The organism is Rickettsia endosymbiont of Ceutorhynchus obstrictus (assembly GCF_964026565.1).
In the GTDB taxonomy this organism is placed as follows: Bacteria; Pseudomonadota; Alphaproteobacteria; order Rickettsiales; family Rickettsiaceae; genus Rickettsia.
This window is the reverse complement of the sequence record NZ_OZ032162.1, coordinates 714,159-727,590: the sequence shown is the minus strand read 5'-3', so window position 1 is coordinate 727,590 and position 13,432 is coordinate 714,159. Positions and strand designations below refer to the sequence as shown.

Below are 13,432 nucleotides of genomic sequence, written 5' to 3'. Positions count from 1 at the left end.
ATATGTCATTCCCATGAAAAGGGGAATCTAGAAAAAATCTTTTAAGTCATCCTGAATTTATTTCAGGATCTGTTGAATTAGATGCTGAAACAAGTTCAGCATGACATAAGCTAAGACTGGATTCCCGCCTTTAGCTAGAATGATGACATCGAAAATTCGATCCACGCAACAATGCCTGCAAAAGCGGGAATAACATTGTGACGCTTCTACCGCTTCATGCCAATATATCTAACCCAAATATTTAGCATTCTCTTCTTTTACTAACTGTACTAATTGCTCTATAGTCAAAACTTCCTGCGCTTCTACGCCAAGCTTTCTGATTGTTACGGTGTTATTTTCCATTTCTTGTTTACCTATTACGGCGATTAACGGCACTTTTTGATTAGAAAATTCTCGAATCTTATAGTTAATCTTATCAGGCGAAATATTAATATCAGCTCTTATATTACGGTTAATTAAAGTTTTTTGCACTTCAAGAGCATAATCGTTTAAATCACTAGTAATGGTGGCAATTGCTACCTGAACAGGCGCAAGCCAGAGCGGAAAACGACCGGCATATTCCTCGATTAAAATCCCGATAAATCGCTCAAAAGTACCGATAATAGCTCGATGAAGCATAACAGGTCTTTTTTTCTCACCGCTTGCCGCGATATAATTAGCGTCTAAACGCTCAGGCATGACAAAATCAACCTGAAGCGTACCGCATTGCCATTCGCGTCCTATTGCATCAGTTAAAACAAATTCAAGCTTCGGACCGTAAAATGCTCCGTCTCCAGGATTTAGAGTATAAGAATAACCCGCCTCCTCTACCGCTTCTTTTAAAGCATTTTCCGCTTTGTCCCAAACTTCATCGCTGCCGGCTCGAATTAAAGGACGATCCGAAAATTTAATTTTAAAGTTAGTAAAACCGAAATCTTTATATATCTCTGTCAGTAACTTACAAAAACTTACTGTTTCACTAGTAACTTGTTCCTCGGTACAAAAAATATGAGCATCATCCTGAGCAAAGCTTCTAACTCTCATAAGGCCGTGCAATGCACCCGATGCTTCATTTCTATGACATAAGCCGAACTCGGACATACGCAAAGGCAAATCGCGGTAGCTTTTAATGCCTTGCTTAAAAATTTGCACATGGCAAGGGCAATTCATCGGCTTTAAAGCTAAAATTTTATCTTCCGTCTCTAGAGCGAACATATCTTCTCTAAACTTCTCCCAATGTCCTGACGCTTCCCATAGGCTTTTATCGACTAAAACCGGAGTTTTAACCTCTGTGTAGCCGACTTTTTTAATCTTTCTTCTGATATATTGCTCAATAATATTATAAATACCGTAGCCTTTATCATGCCAGAATACCATCCCTTGAGCTTCCTCTTGGAAATGGAATAAATCTAACTCTCGCCCTAGCTTTCGGTGATCACGTTTTTCTGCTTCTTCCAGCATATAAAGATAGCTATCTAACTGTTCTTTCGTTGCCCATGCCGTGCCGTAAATACGCTGCAACATAGGGTTACGGCTATCACCTCGCCAATAAGCTCCTGCTACCTTCATTAACTTAAAATGCTTGACAAAGCCCGTTGAAGGAGCATGCGGACCACGACATAAATCAATAAAATTACCTTGCCTGTAGAGGGTTATAGGCTCACCCACCGGTATTGAGGCAATAATTTCTGCTTTATAATGCTCGCCTATTGACTTAAAAAACTCTACAGCCTTATCACGATCCCATAACTCTCTAGTAATCTGTTCGTTTCTTTTGACAATTTCCTGCATTTTAGCTTCTATTTTTACCAAATCTTCCGTGATAAACGGCTTATCTCTAGCAAAATCGTAATAAAAACCGTTCTCTATGGCAGGACCGATAGTTACTTCGGTTTCCGGAAATAATTCTTTCACCGCTTCGGCTGTTAAATGTGCTGCATCATGCCTTATTATCTCAAGGCATTCAGTATCCTTAGCGGTTAAAATTCTTAATTTACAGTCAGTATTGATTATAGTGCTTAAATCTTTTAGCTCATTGTCTATTTCTACAATTATTGCTTGTTTTGCTAAAGAAGTAGAAATTTTGTTTGCTATTTCAAAAGCACTAATATTTTTTGCAAATTGCTTAGAATTCCCATCGGGAAAGGTAATATTAATCATTATTTTATAATTTATGTTATCTTAAAATTTATGTCTCATCGCCACTTATTCAAAGCATTGTTGCATGGATAGGTTAAAGCATGTTCTATGTCATTCCCGTGAAAACGGGAATCCATTACCCGTCATTGCGAGGAGGGACGTAGTCCCGACGTGGCAATCTAGGAAAAAAAATAGCAAAAAATGCTATGAGATTTATTATTTTCTGGATTGCCACGCTCCTTAACAGTCGCTCGCAATGACGAGTATGAGTATATTTTTCTGGATTCCTCACCTAAAGCAGGAATGACATACTATTGCTTTTATCGAGCCATGCAACGCCCTTATCCAACGATTTCATGGATTATAATATAATTTATATTTATTTAAAAGGATTAAGGTAAGTAATTTAAAACTCGTTCTTACAGCATTAAAAAAAAGAGCTGCTCCTCAAATGCAAGATTTTTTTCTACTGCTATTCATACGGCTGAAAACTTAGCTCCTTTATTATCAATGGCATGGGAGGATATTGATTGGCGAAATAAAATATGGAATATACCCGATATCAAAAACGGAAAATCACGCTCTTTATTTCTTACTGATGAGGCAATTGAAATATTGTATAGAAGAAAGCAAAAAAGTAAAAACCCGTGGGTATTTCCAAGCCTTAAGAGTGAAACCGGTCATTTGGTGCAACCGCAGCCAGCGTGGGATAGAATTGTTGAAAAAGCAAGACTTAAAGGTTTAACAATAGATGATTTACGTAAAACAATGGAAAAATTGATAGAACAATTAAGAGCATCAATCAAAATACTTTAAATAAATACATATCAAAATTAAAAACTACAAGATTAACCTTTGATATTATAAAATATTTAAAGTCTAACGCCTTTGACGCGTTTAAAGATTTGAAGAATTTTTTTATAATAAATATATAAGTGATGCAGGATACGGAAAGTATCCAAAAAATGAGGCATTTTTTAGATAAATTCCCGTCGCTTGCAATTTGTTCAAGTTCCAGCCTGCGGCTTGCTCTCGTTGGAAGATGAAAAAATAAAGCCGCAAAAATGGGTATTCTGCCAAGTGATAGGTAAAGCTGCCCATATCTTACAGACTGTTCCGGTTTATCGGCGGGGATTTGTGCTTAGCACACCATATTCTAAACCTAAAATTTTTATTTTACTTCCCGGCAAATTCTATATATTCTAAATAGTAATTAACAGGTTTAAGTAGCGTTATTGCGTGGCTCGGAAATTAATAAAAAACTCGTCATTGCGAAGCCACGAAGTGGCTGCGGCAATCCAGAAAAACATAGTCATCCTGAATTTATTTCAGGATCTATTAAAAAAAGATGCGCAAAACTTGTTCAGCATGACAAGGACTAGATTGCCGCGTCGGCATAAATGCCTCCTCGCAATGACGATTCCGGTAGCCATGCAATAACGTCGGTTTAAGTAAAATATGACAGAATTAATAAAAGAAAAAAATCCTATTTCAAATAATTTAGCATTATTTTTGTGTTTACTATTAGGCGCTATCAACTTTTGGTTATTGTATCCGGGTGGATTTACGCCCGATACGTGGGACCAATATAATCAAGCTATAGCAGCTAACTATATTTATCATCACCCACCTTTTATGGCATTTTGTTGGCATTTCATGATGAAATTATGGAATAACCCCGGCACTATGCTTTTATGGCATTTAGCGCTTTTATGGGGAGCTGTTTATAATTTTTATAGAACATTTAATCATCTAATTAGTAAGTTCAAGTTTTTATATTTTATTATCCCATTTTTACCTTGGGTATTATCTTATTCAATAGCAATATGGAAAGACATATCATTTGTATATAGTTATATATATGTTGCTTCTTTGTTAACATACATTACTGTTACTGAAAAAAAACCAAATATTTTCCGGCTTGGATTAATTTCGGTAATTTTATTTTATGGAACTGCAGTAAAGTTTCAAGCACGGTTTATATTGCCTGTTATGGCTTTATGGATTAGCTTAATCATTATAAAAAGCGATAGCGTTATAAAAAAAATTATAACCGCTACAGTCATTTTTACCGTTATATTTTCTCTTCAGGAAAGTATAAATAACTATTTGATTACTGATAAAAAAACTGGTAATAGACACTCATGGCAAATGGTAAAGCTATATGATTTAGCAGGTATATCATATTATCAGGATCAATTACTCTTTCCTCAATATATTATGGATAATCCGAATTTAACTTTAGAAAAAATTAAGGAATCATATAATAACTATTCTATAAACAGTTTATGGTTTCGTGAAGATAAAATATTAAATGATACTACCGATTCAGTTCTACTTAATGAGCTTTGGCAATTTTGGTTTGAAACTGTATTAAAATATCCAAAGTCGTACTTAAAACATAGGCTTTTGTTATGGAAGAATATAGTAAATGCAGAAAATTCTGCTCCTTCCAATGCTATTGGACAACTTGCACCGGAAGGGTACAACGAAGAAAGCAGGCAAACTGCCTTTACTTTAAAATATATTAGCAAGGGACAGTTTTTAACAAAAGCACAATACTATATCTGGTTTATACCTTTATATATTGCGTTAGGGTTTGTGATTTTGAGAAAAAATATCAATAAACTGGGCATATCATTAATTTTTATGAATCTTTCTGCTTTATGTATGGTTTTAGTATTTATACCTTTGAGTATGGCATGTGATGCACGTTATCTATTTATAGTTTCTATAATGGTTACTTTTTCACATCCAATGGTACTTGTTTCCATAGGAGACTTGTTTAAAAAAGCAACTAAAGTTTAAGACTTTAAGATTATAGTAAAAATCTATACTATATGTCATAATGGATAAGGTCTAAGTAGAAAGGCGTTGTTGCATGGCTCAAAAATTAATAAAAATCCGTCATGGCGAAACCACAAAGTGGCTGTAGCCATCCAGGCTATCCCGAATATATGAGGGATTTAATTAGAATACTAAACAAGTTTAGTATAAAAATATGTTTATACTTAGATGGCCACGGCGCCAAGAAGCGCCTCGCCATGACGGTTTAGGTATCCACGCAACAATGCCTCACGGGAATGACATCAAAAATTCGAGCCATGCAACAAAAATCTTTAACTAAGAATAATAAATATATTGATGGTTGCCCTATACAAATAGAAATTACAGAAAATTATATTGTAACCTCCTACCAAAGAAATTTTGAGACCATAAAACAATTAATGGAACAAATTGGTTTTACCAATGTTAGAAAATGTGATCTATTTCTAGATGAAATCGCCTTACAAGCTTTTACGGATAAAGAACTAAGTATTATAAAAAAATCTAATATATTCTTATTATTAGAAGCTGAAAAACTATGAAAATTTAATAACAATTGCAAATCTTGCTATAAGAAATATTATAGAATAAATTATCTGTAAGTCCATTAGGCATTATCTTACCATAATAAACCGGATATCTAAATCTAGTTTCTGCCAGATTTTATCACAAGTAAGAATTGGATAATTTTTAAGCATAGCAAGTGCAACACAAGCTCTATCTCCAAGCGATAAACCATAAGTTTTATTAATGATCTTTGCACTAATTAGTGCTTGCTTAGGACAAAAATCTACAATTTTGATATCTGATAATTTAATAAGGGTTTTTGCATCATCCTCTGTTAAACCTTGTACTTCGATACAATACTTATAAACTTCAGCAATATTCACACTTGAGATAATTCCGTCTTTCATATACTTCTTAATAAATTGGTATCCGTCTTCTTTGGCAAATAAAGCGATTAGCGCTGATGCATCAAATACTATTTTAGACATTTTTACTACTTCTTGCTTCTTCAATTAAATATTCTTGACGTTTTCTAGCAATAAAATCATCTACCACAGAAATTTTCCTATTACTTTGATTTTTCATAAAAAGTTCATGTATTTCCTCAATTATATGATCAGCATTAATAATTTTAATTTCCTTATTATCAATTTCTATAGTTATCTTTTCACCTGGATGCATATTAAACTTTTCTCTAATAGAGGAAGGTATAAGCATTCTACCATGTTGATCTATACTTGTTATTATTCTTTCCATATTTTATCTCTTATGATTATTATATTATATTGCTATTTATTACAATATGACATTTTCATTTAAATTACAATTTATTTATGTTTTTGATCTTGCAATAAAAAAGTGGACAAATTAATAGATCCGTTTTTTAGTTTTTTGTAGTTTATCTCCTACTCATTTGGTGTGTTCATGTCAGCAAGCACTGCTTCGCCGCCTGTTTCATACAAGTCTTTAAAACGATAAAAGCTATCTCTTGAATAGCCCATAATTTTACATGCTTGGCTAACACTACCTACTTGTGTTGCAAGCTCTAATAAGTCACTTTGATTAGAGAGGAAAAATCTGTTATCTTTGGCATTAATTTATTTTCTTACTTCAGTACCAGTCTTTTTTTTGTAACTGTCACACACAGCTTTAACTGCTTGAACAAATGATGCAAACTCATCAACCTTTAAGATTTGTTTTCCTTTCTTCTCATATTTAAGCCAAACCTCAATATATGGTAACGAGCTACAGTATTTACCTTCCCAAATTTCTACAGGTTCATTTCGGATAAGGTCTTCTGCATGAAAAGATCCACGGCACACATAACAAAACTCTATTTTATATGGTATAGAGGGTAAAAATAATGGTGCAGATGAGAAAATTCCTCTGGAATTCATTATATCTAGTTCATGTATCTGAAAAAAGGCTTTACTGGAATAATTCATTGGGCCTTCTGCTCCCAGTATCACATCATTTACATCTCCTTGCAATTTAGCCCCCTCTTTCATCAACAACCATGTCTCTTGATTATTTAGTAACTTAGAAAAATAGAGTACACCATTTTTTATGTATGCGTCATGTATACTATCATCTTCTTGGTTTAATAAAGGCTTTATAATTAGCTGATCACCATTGCGCTTAAAATAAAATATTTCTAAACAAGGAGGCCAAAAGTGCCTGCCGTTATAAACCTCGTAATTGGCTATAGCCAATTGTTCTTTGGCAAAAGCTCCTATAAATTTTATCCAATAGCCTTCAGTACTATTATCATTTTCATCTCGTTCTTCATACCGTACCATAGCTCTTATTTCATTTGCATTACTGCTTATTTCATATATTGGTGTTATATTGCTCTCTAGTTCTTTATGGCATTTTGCTAGGTCAATAATATCACTTTTCCTTTTAATAATACAATGTGGAGATATAATTTTTCCTTTATATATAAAATCATTAGGAATTCCTAAATTTCCTCTGTTCTGCTGAGTATTTATAGTATTATGGCTCCCTTTTTTCGGTTCTACGGTGGCAAACGTATCATTAGTAATTAAAGTTACTGCTATTACAGTAAGAAAAAACTTAAGAAAATTTTTATACATAAATATACTTCTTTAAACTTAATGGTATGGACTTTCCGATTTATAGAATGAAAAGTAGTTGCTAATCTTCTAGAATTAATATTCAATAGATATACACCTCTACAGAACATTGTTCGTATAATTCCTTATATATCTTTTTCGCAGCTATGTTACTGATAGGTCTATAGGTTGGTATATAAGACCACTTTGATAATTTCAAGATGCTACAAAATAAGAATTCATAATCACATTATGCTATTTTATAACTTTACTGCGTAACATCAGTTAGATAATAAAACTCCTAAAGGTTTAAATAAATATGTTGAACAAATTGCTATAACAAATAAACCTCTGATAAATATGAATCAACCTTTGGAAAAAACGCTTCATTCAAAAATGAAGCCATATAAATATATAACAATAAATCAAAATATTCTAAAAAATTACCTATGAATAATAAAGCTATGATTTCTAGTTAATTCTATTATTCCTCATCTCAATAAAAGCACTTGTAAAGCATGAAAAAATATATATTCATTCTGATTTTACCGGCGGAAATTTTACCCATCCTTTATCATCTAAGTAATCTTCATCATCCCATTCACTTATAAACTCTTTCTCTGCCGGAAATACATCTAGCAATTCCTTTATTTCATCTACTTGTTTAGAAATGTTTTTTAAATTTGTATCTATATTTTTTCCATAGTTAAAAATTCTTGTTTCTACCCTATTCATAAAAATATTCTCCTTGTTTTTAGTTGGTACCTTAAGTAAGAGTTTAAATTACCTAAGGCATAATCTGTTATATGTCTACTTAAAGTGTGCTTTAATCGATATTTAAAAAATTTTTGTAATATTGATGTTATCTAGAAGAGAAACTAGCTAAAAAATAGGATGAAAAATAATAAGGTAATATTTTGAAATATAAAGTTAATGGAATATTTGAGTAGATAATTTCGTAAGAAAAATAATTCAATTATTTTAAAAGGATTAATAGCTTGAAGAATTTTCTTAATTGCATTAATGCAATAATTTTTCCATATATAAGATTTAACAGATATATTGATTATGTAATACCTTGAATAAAGTATGAGGTTTCTTCTCCTTAACATACTTTTTTTAGGTACGATTCTTTCCTTGCCTTTTACAAGCTGTTTTGATATGTTCATAGGCGTACTATGTCTTGATTGCATTAGTATTATGCCGGTAAATATATTAACTTTGGTCGGTGAAGTATTTACTGGCTGTTTTATAATTTTTAAATTTGTTTAATAAGATTATGCTTACTTTTTAGAAATGCAAAGTAATATCTTTATATTTTAGACAAAAATATAAAGATATTTGCTCATAATTTTTACAATATTACAAATTTATTATTATTTATAAAATTTTAGTGTTATTTTATGGCAACTTTATCAGCTAAACTTAATGAGTTAATGACTCAAAAAGATATCAATCCGACAGATATAGAAAAAATAACAGGGTTAAGTAGAAATACTATCTATAGTATTATAGGAGGGAGTTCAAAAAATCCCGGCATTCAAACTATTCAGCAAATCGCTAAAGCACTTGGAGTTAAAGTTGAATCTTTAATTATTGATGAAGAAGAAATACAATTTGATATTTTAAATAAAGAACAAATAACAGCATTCTCTGGGGCGACAAGTATCACTACTAAACTTATTCTTATAAAAAATATAGATTTATCCATGAATAAGATGATTTCATTAATTCAAGAAGTGTATCAGTGTGCTTTAAAAGGTAATTCTATAGAAGTTCAAGAACATTTTGCAGAATATTTAATCGATAGGCTTATATAACGTAATTAACAATTATAAAAACACTAAGAACTGCCCCTAAAAAAAGAAAAAATTTTGATATATAATTATAAATTATAATTATTTTCTACTAATTGGATTTATCTTTTATATAAGTTTTTTTCTTACTTAAGTGCATATCGTAAGATTCACAATATTTAAACATTTCGATTGTATTAGGATTTTCTAAACCGAATTGCATAACTTGTGGCTCACCAAAACCTTTATACATACGTGTGTCTTTTTTCTTGCAAGCAGCTTTTGCTCCTTGAAGATTTAAGTAACTTACCTGTGCAACATTCTTACTATTTTCTTTATATAAGTTAAAATATATACCTTGCGCTTGCCTATAACTGCTCAAAGCTTCTTCAAGTTTATCCATAGCAAATAATATATCACCTTGAACTACATATGCATTAGCTATCCTCGGATTAGTTACAATAACCATTTTTCCTGCAGCAAAATTTTTATCGTTATTTTTAAAAATATCTAAGGCTTTATTCACATAATCTAAAGCTTTGTATCCTTCTCCTAAACCAAATAATGGCATTGCCATCTGAGTATATATTCTACCGAATATTGGGTGAGTTTCCTTTTTAACATGCTTTTGCATATTATATACTTGCTCTGCTTGAGCAAGAGCTTCTTTATAATTACCTAACTTACTTAATGTTTCAGATTTAATTAAATAATCGCCGGTCAAAAATAGGGCATCAGGGGATAATCCACTTGAAATAGCAGCCTGAATAGATTGATTAACCTGCTCTAATGCTTCATTATATTTTCCTTTTAAAAAAAACAATCTTGCTTTACAGGCATATACCATTGTTTGCTCAGAATTATCTACTAATCCTTTATCTAACTTTTGCTCTAAAATTTGTATATTTTTTTGTGCCTCCTGAATATCACCTACTGAAATATACAAATCGGTTAAACCAGATATTACATCGACTTTCAATGTTTCATACCCCTTAACATCATCAAATGTCTTTTTGGCTCTAATAAAATATTCTGTAGACATCCGATAATTAGAAGATTTTAGGTAATACCATCCTATTATATTCAAATAATCGGCATATACTCGCTTTTCTTCATTATTCATTAACCATAATTTATATTTTCCTGCTTTATCGTTTTCATCAAACCAATCAACTAATTTCTTCCCTTCAACTAAATCGTAATAATTATCGCATTGTGTTATTTGCTGTAGCTTTAATTCCAATAATTTATAAATACCAATATTATATTTCTCTGCATTTTTAGTAATCATCTCAATATTTTCTGGAATTGTTTTAGCATTCCTAAAACTAAATGATTTGACTGAACTTTTCGGTACAGCATCAACAAACTTAATAACAAGTTCTTCTAAATACTTATTATTACTTGTGCTGTTTTTTTCTAATATTTTTTGAGTAATGACATCATGCATTTCAAAAATAGGATTAGCTTCATCAGGGTCTATATTTGATATTAAAGCAAATTTTGATAGCTGAAAAATATCATCATCTAGAGTGTTTTTACTATCGGTGATAATACCGAGTAAATCTTTTGAAAAACTTTGCGTATTTAAGAGAGCTATTTTATTCAGAAGTTGTTTGGCAGTCGGTTTTAATTGTTCGATTACTAAAGATATATTAAAACTAATTTTATCGGTAGATTTGTGTATTTTATTTTTATATTCTTCCTTATTTAGACCTTTAACATTATTTAATATTTGCGCTCCTTGTACCGTCAGCACCGGATATCCTTTAAACTCTTGTACCAAAAATTCTACTAAGCTATTATCTTTCTCTTCTAAAATATTATTAGCAAGCTCAACGGTTTCTTGTTTCTTAAAAGGCGTAACTTTTATTATATAAGGTAGGATTTCACTATCTTGCGAACAAAATATAATATTACCGTTATGTTCCCAATTAATAAATTCTTCTATCTTTTTATTTTCATTAATCTTCAAATTATCAAATATTAGCAACCACTTATCACTTTGTCCTAAATATTCCATTAATTGTTTTTTTACAGTTGCTGCCTCTTCCGAGATTACAGGTTGTTCTTTTGCTTTATTAATAGCTCTTGCTAGTTTTAAAAGTTCATCGTTAATATTTAAATTACAATCAATAAACCAAATTAAATCATAATTATCTTTATTTTCATATGCATACATTCTAGCAAGTTGAGTTTTACCCATCCCGCTAATGCCTACTATGCTAGCTTGCCTATATTTACTTAAATTGTTCTTGATTTGATTTAATTGTTGCACATGATTAATAAAATAACTAACCGGCGCAACGATATTATTTACTTTGTCTTGAGCAAATAAACTTAACGGCGTGATAAATACTATCAACAATAATAAAAATTTTCTCATTTCTTTTCCTTGAATTTATTACCTATTAATTAGGTATTTAGCTGTTAATACGATTTATATTTGATGTCAAATTATTTTAATCAACTAATCAAGAAAGAGCTTATTTTTCTTATTAAGAAGAAATTAAAAATTAATTATACATAATTTAATGTAACTTTTTTCTTATTTATTATAATTATTGTCTTTCTCATCTTCCTTTATCCCAATCAGTTAAATATATGATATTCTCTCGGCTATTTCTTACTAGTTTGTTTCTTCTGATCACTTTCTCACTTATTTCTATAATATTTGACTTATCATAACTTACTTTAAAATTAAAACCATTTAACCTTAACAGCTTAAATACTTGTTCTATACTAAGTATAAAAGGATTAGCATGTGCTTTCGCAAATTCGTTTGACATCCTAAATAAATCTTTTTCCTTTTCTATAGGCACACCACTATAGTTAAAACTAAACAATAATTTCCCTGATATATTGTTTATAAATAAATCAATATGATGTTGACCATTAAAAAATTGCTTTTTAACAATAAAAAAAAGATAACTTATTATGCTATATATAATTTGGTAAAATGCTGCGGTAGAAGAGAAGTATACTTTTTTCTCAAAACCGGATATAGTAAAAGAAATATTATCGTCTTCTTTATCAAACCTATTAGTAAAAATTTTAATTAATCTTGGTATATCGACTTCTTCTTTATGGTTCGGATTATATAAAGCAATAGAACAGTATAATTTTTCTTCTGAATATGGTTTAAAGCTTATAGTATTATCTTTTTGATCCAGTAGATTATTTTCACTTAAAAATGTTATTTTAGCTGCCTCTTGACTAAATAAATAGTTAATTTCGATATCTTGAGATTTATTAAATTCAATATTCCAAATTTTTGTCATCCATAGCTTTTCACAATTTTTAACTGCAATATCATATTTATTTTGATATTCTTTTTCAAATTTCTTAAATAAAACCCTATATAAACAACATACAATGATAAAACTAAACGATAGAAAAGTAATTATAACCCAAAAAGGTTGCCTTATATTTTTTGCTACTTGATTCCAATAATTATTGTCAACACTAATTCCTATTACTAATTTATTATCTTGATTTAAATAATGTATTTTCTCTATTTCATAATTATCGGCAGTAAAATTTGAATAAAGTAAGTTATTATCTAACTCTATTTTAAAATTATTAAAATTAGGTATAGACTTAGCTAATAATGATTGAAATTTGTGCAAATTATAATTTATACATTTTTCATTTTCACAAATTTCAATATAATTGCTCTTACCGTCTAAAGAGATATGAGAAGCTTGCAGATTAATATTCGGCTTAGAAGTTAATGACTGAAATTTATTTAAGCTAGTTTCCAATATTAATTTATAATTATTATCTAAAAGCAAAAATTTTGTGTTTTTTACTTTTTCATCATAATACTTAAAAATTAATACTGCAGTAGCAATATAACCAATTACAATAAAAATAATTATAGGATGTTTAATCCTTTTTGTTTCAGATGATGATTTAAAAAAATTAGAATACATAGCCTAAAATATAAGTTTTAACCTCATGTCTTTAACTTATTATTATGATAATATAATAGTATAAAACCTATTCCTTCATGTAATTCCTTGTCATCAATACTTATATCTAGGCTTTAAATTTTAAGTTAAACTGTAAGAAGTAAATGTTTTATGTAGAAAAGATATATATTTTTTC

17 protein-coding genes and 1 pseudogene are annotated in these 13,432 nt (G+C 30.2%); 10 read left to right on the top strand and 8 right to left on the bottom strand.

Going from position 1 to position 13,432, the window contains the following annotated elements; genetic code table 11:
* Positions 1-228: 228 nt before the first annotated feature.
* Complete coding sequence (gene thrS, locus AAGD64_RS04135; RefSeq protein ID WP_341793970.1) at positions 229-2,139, bottom strand: threonine--tRNA ligase; 1,911 nt, start codon at positions 2,137-2,139, stop codon at positions 229-231.
* Positions 2,140-2,203: 64 nt separating this feature from the next.
* Between thrS and AAGD64_RS04130 the strand changes: the two genes are divergently transcribed.
* The 9 genes from AAGD64_RS04130 to AAGD64_RS04090 all read left to right on the top strand — a co-directional run bounded on the left by AAGD64_RS04130 (position 2,204) and on the right by AAGD64_RS04090 (position 5,486).
* Positions 2,204-2,362: a hypothetical protein gene (locus AAGD64_RS04130; RefSeq protein WP_341793969.1), complete on the top strand. Its 159-nt coding sequence runs from the start codon at positions 2,204-2,206 to the stop codon at positions 2,360-2,362.
* Entirely contained in the window at positions 2,347-2,490 is a 144-nt protein-coding gene (locus tag AAGD64_RS04125; RefSeq protein ID WP_341793968.1) for a hypothetical protein, read from the top strand. The genes AAGD64_RS04130 and AAGD64_RS04125 overlap by 16 nt, the downstream gene beginning before the upstream one ends.
* Positions 2,491-2,628: 138 nt before the next feature.
* Positions 2,629-2,934: a tyrosine-type recombinase/integrase gene (locus tag AAGD64_RS04120; protein ID WP_341793967.1), complete on the top strand. Its 306-nt coding sequence runs from the start codon at positions 2,629-2,631 to the stop codon at positions 2,932-2,934.
* A 219-nt stretch (positions 2,935-3,153) separates the two neighbouring features.
* Positions 3,154-3,324, top strand: coding sequence for a hypothetical protein (locus AAGD64_RS04115; protein WP_341793966.1), 171 nt, complete (start codon positions 3,154-3,156; stop codon positions 3,322-3,324).
* 33 nt (positions 3,325-3,357) lie between these two features.
* Positions 3,358-3,558, top strand: coding sequence for a hypothetical protein (locus AAGD64_RS04110; protein WP_341793965.1), 201 nt, complete (start codon positions 3,358-3,360; stop codon positions 3,556-3,558).
* Positions 3,559-3,576: 18 nt separating this feature from the next.
* Positions 3,577-4,926, top strand: coding sequence for a hypothetical protein (locus AAGD64_RS04105; protein ID WP_341793964.1), 1,350 nt, complete (start codon positions 3,577-3,579; stop codon positions 4,924-4,926).
* Between the two features lie 101 nt (positions 4,927-5,027).
* The gene (locus tag AAGD64_RS04100) at positions 5,028-5,174 is read left to right on the top strand and encodes a hypothetical protein (protein ID WP_341793962.1); all 147 of its coding nucleotides are present in this window, start codon (positions 5,028-5,030) and stop codon (positions 5,172-5,174) included.
* Positions 5,120-5,245 (top strand): hypothetical protein, encoded by a 126-nt coding sequence (locus AAGD64_RS04095; RefSeq protein WP_341793961.1) that lies wholly within the window; start codon positions 5,120-5,122, stop codon positions 5,243-5,245. The genes AAGD64_RS04100 and AAGD64_RS04095 overlap by 55 nt, the downstream gene beginning before the upstream one ends.
* Entirely contained in the window at positions 5,202-5,486 is a 285-nt protein-coding gene (locus AAGD64_RS04090; protein WP_341793960.1) for a hypothetical protein, read from the top strand. Before AAGD64_RS04095 ends, AAGD64_RS04090 begins: the two co-directional genes overlap by 44 nt.
* A gap of 72 nt (positions 5,487-5,558) precedes the next feature.
* Here AAGD64_RS04090 and AAGD64_RS04085 read toward each other — a convergent pair whose 3' ends face one another.
* From AAGD64_RS04085 to AAGD64_RS04065, 5 genes and pseudogenes are all read right to left on the bottom strand, one after another.
* Positions 5,559-5,963, bottom strand: a complete 405-nt coding sequence (locus AAGD64_RS04085) for a type II toxin-antitoxin system VapC family toxin (RefSeq protein ID WP_341793959.1) — start codon at positions 5,961-5,963, stop codon at positions 5,559-5,561.
* A complete protein-coding gene (locus AAGD64_RS04080) occupies positions 5,932-6,168 on the bottom strand; it encodes an AbrB/MazE/SpoVT family DNA-binding domain-containing protein (RefSeq protein WP_341793958.1) in 237 nt (78 codons plus the stop codon). The genes AAGD64_RS04085 and AAGD64_RS04080 overlap by 32 nt, the downstream gene beginning before the upstream one ends.
* Before the next feature lie 203 nt (positions 6,169-6,371).
* Positions 6,372-6,548 (bottom strand): annotated as a pseudogene (locus AAGD64_RS04075) (helix-turn-helix domain-containing protein); the annotation flags it as partial.
* Positions 6,549-7,547: a hypothetical protein gene (locus tag AAGD64_RS04070; protein WP_341793957.1), complete on the bottom strand. Its 999-nt coding sequence runs from the start codon at positions 7,545-7,547 to the stop codon at positions 6,549-6,551. It abuts the pseudogene before it with no gap.
* 513 nt (positions 7,548-8,060) lie between these two features.
* Positions 8,061-8,261, bottom strand: coding sequence for a hypothetical protein (locus AAGD64_RS04065; RefSeq protein ID WP_341793956.1), 201 nt, complete (start codon positions 8,259-8,261; stop codon positions 8,061-8,063).
* Positions 8,262-8,929: 668 nt separating this feature from the next.
* On the opposite strand from AAGD64_RS04065, the gene AAGD64_RS04060 reads away from it, so the two are divergent.
* Complete coding sequence (locus AAGD64_RS04060; RefSeq protein ID WP_253307842.1) at positions 8,930-9,346, top strand: helix-turn-helix domain-containing protein; 417 nt, start codon at positions 8,930-8,932, stop codon at positions 9,344-9,346.
* An 88-nt stretch (positions 9,347-9,434) separates the two neighbouring features.
* On the opposite strand, the gene AAGD64_RS04055 is transcribed toward AAGD64_RS04060, so the two are convergent.
* A complete protein-coding gene (locus AAGD64_RS04055; RefSeq protein ID WP_341793955.1) occupies positions 9,435-11,708 on the bottom strand; it encodes a tetratricopeptide repeat protein in 2,274 nt (757 codons plus the stop codon).
* 187 nt (positions 11,709-11,895) lie between these two features.
* A complete protein-coding gene (locus AAGD64_RS04050) occupies positions 11,896-13,257 on the bottom strand; it encodes a hypothetical protein (protein ID WP_341793954.1) in 1,362 nt (453 codons plus the stop codon).
* Positions 13,258-13,432: the final 175 nt, after the last annotated feature.

Bases quoted from the DNA above. Each gene is read 5' to 3' on its own strand.
- AAGD64_RS04060 (WP_253307842.1), top strand. From the start codon at position 8,930: ATGGCAACTTTATCAGCTAAACTTAATGAGTTAATGACTCAAAAAGAT.
- AAGD64_RS04055 (WP_341793955.1), bottom strand. From the start codon at position 11,708: ATGAGAAAATTTTTATTATTGTTGATAGTATTTATCACGCCGTTAAGT.
- AAGD64_RS04065 (WP_341793956.1), bottom strand. From the start codon at position 8,261: ATGAATAGGGTAGAAACAAGAATTTTTAACTATGGAAAAAATATAGAT.
- AAGD64_RS04105 (WP_341793964.1), top strand. From the start codon at position 3,577: ATGACAGAATTAATAAAAGAAAAAAATCCTATTTCAAATAATTTAGCA.
- AAGD64_RS04070 (WP_341793957.1), bottom strand. From the start codon at position 7,547: ATGTATAAAAATTTTCTTAAGTTTTTTCTTACTGTAATAGCAGTAACT.
- AAGD64_RS04090 (WP_341793960.1), top strand. From the start codon at position 5,202: ATGACATCAAAAATTCGAGCCATGCAACAAAAATCTTTAACTAAGAAT.
- AAGD64_RS04120 (WP_341793967.1), top strand. From the start codon at position 2,629: ATGGCATGGGAGGATATTGATTGGCGAAATAAAATATGGAATATACCC.
- AAGD64_RS04100 (WP_341793962.1), top strand. From the start codon at position 5,028: ATGGCGAAACCACAAAGTGGCTGTAGCCATCCAGGCTATCCCGAATAT.
- thrS (WP_341793970.1), bottom strand. From the start codon at position 2,139: ATGATTAATATTACCTTTCCCGATGGGAATTCTAAGCAATTTGCAAAA.
- AAGD64_RS04130 (WP_341793969.1), top strand. From the start codon at position 2,204: ATGGATAGGTTAAAGCATGTTCTATGTCATTCCCGTGAAAACGGGAAT.
- AAGD64_RS04095 (WP_341793961.1), top strand. From the start codon at position 5,120: ATGTTTATACTTAGATGGCCACGGCGCCAAGAAGCGCCTCGCCATGAC.
- AAGD64_RS04080 (WP_341793958.1), bottom strand. From the start codon at position 6,168: ATGCTTATACCTTCCTCTATTAGAGAAAAGTTTAATATGCATCCAGGT.
- AAGD64_RS04050 (WP_341793954.1), bottom strand. From the start codon at position 13,257: ATGTATTCTAATTTTTTTAAATCATCATCTGAAACAAAAAGGATTAAA.